This is a genomic window from Brachybacterium sp. AOP42-C2-15 (assembly GCF_052377065.1).
Taxonomy (GTDB): Bacteria; Actinomycetota; Actinomycetes; order Actinomycetales; family Dermabacteraceae; genus Brachybacterium.
This window is the reverse complement of the sequence record NZ_JBQSWK010000098.1, coordinates 1-1,458: the sequence shown is the minus strand read 5'-3', so window position 1 is coordinate 1,458 and position 1,458 is coordinate 1. Positions and strand designations below refer to the sequence as shown.

Below are 1,458 nucleotides of genomic sequence, written 5' to 3'. Positions count from 1 at the left end.
CGGCTCATCCGAATCCAGGGTGTAGTCGGGGTCTGAACCCGCCGGTCTCGAGCAGGGATCTGGCGATGTAGTTGGTCAGGTTGCGGAACCCCAGCGCCGAGCCGCGCAGGTGCTCGAGCCTGCCGTTGATCGCCTCGGTGGGCCCGTTGGAGGTGCTGGGCCGGTCGAAGTAGGCCAGGACGTCGGCGGCGCGCTTCTTCAGCGTCCTGCCGAGCTTGGTGATCTCGACCAGGGCCTTGGGGACGCCGGTGCTGATCGAGTCGATGAGCCGGGCCATCAGCTCGCGGCCGTGGCGCCGGTTCTCGTGGCGGTAGGCGGCGATCATGCGCTGGTAGACGCTCCAGGTGACCTCGACCTCGACGTGGGCGTCGTCGGCGAACAGGGTGTCCAGTCGGTCCTTCTGCTTGTCGTTGAGCAGGTCGGCGCCGGTGGACAGGGTCCGGCGGGCGGCATAGAGCGGGTCGCCCTTGCGGCCGCGGTGCCCACAGATGGCCTGCTGAACTCGCCGTCGGCACTCATCGAGCGCCTCGCCAGCGAGGCGCGTGACGTGGAAGGGATCTAGCACGGTCACCACGTCGGGCAGTTCCTCGACGGCGGCGGTCTTGAACCCGGTGAAGCCGTCCATCGCGACCACCTCCACGCCGTCGCGCCACTCCTGCGGGCGGTCGGCCAGCCAGGTCTTGAACGCCTGCTTGGAGCGTCCTTCGACCATGTCCAGCAGCCGTGCCGGGCCGGTGCCATCTCGCACTGGGGTGAGGTCGATGATCACGGTGACGTACCTGTCGCCGCGACGGGTGTGCCTCCACACGTGCTCATCGACCCCGACGACCTTCACCCCCTCGAAGCGGTGCTCCTCGTCGATCAGCACCCGCTTGCCCTCGGCCATAACGGCGTCGTTGGCGGTGTCCCAGGCCACCCCGAGCCCCTCGGCGACCCGAGCCACGGTCAGGTGCTGGACCACGATCCCTTCCAGCGCCCACCGCAGAGCGCGCCGAGACAACTTGGCCCGGGGCTCGGCCGCGGCGGTGGTGTCCTGGCGCCACACATACCCGCAGCCGCTGCAGCGGTAACGGCGCACGACGACCTCCAGCGTCGTGGGCCGCCAGCCCAGTGGTTCGTGGGCAAGCCGTCGGACCACGGTGTCACGTGGTCTCCCTTCGCAGCCGCAGCGCCGGCACCACTGGTCGGGCTCGACCACCTGACAGGCCAATACGGCACGATCCGGCTCGAGTCGCTGCCCGGTGACAACGAGGCCGAGTTCGTCGAGGCGGCAGAAGGCAGTCAGGTCGGGGCTGGCGAACGCATCAGCGCGCCCGCCGACGGTAGCGTCGTGCACGTCGAGGTCTTTCGGGCTGAGTGTGTAGGAGCTCTCATCCTCGGGAGACCTCGACCCTCACCCCGACACCGACGCGCCGGCCCGCCGCGCGACGTGCGCTACACCCTCATCTGGGAAGAGCC

General features: G+C 69.4%; 1 protein-coding gene. It reads right to left on the bottom strand.

Going from position 1 to position 1,458, the window contains the following annotated elements; genetic code table 11:
* Positions 1-4: 4 nt before the first annotated feature.
* The gene (locus ACT3SQ_RS19180) at positions 5-1,336 is read right to left on the bottom strand and encodes an ISL3-like element ISPfr3 family transposase (protein WP_087137594.1); all 1,332 of its coding nucleotides are present in this window, start codon (positions 1,334-1,336) and stop codon (positions 5-7) included.
* Positions 1,337-1,458: the final 122 nt, after the last annotated feature.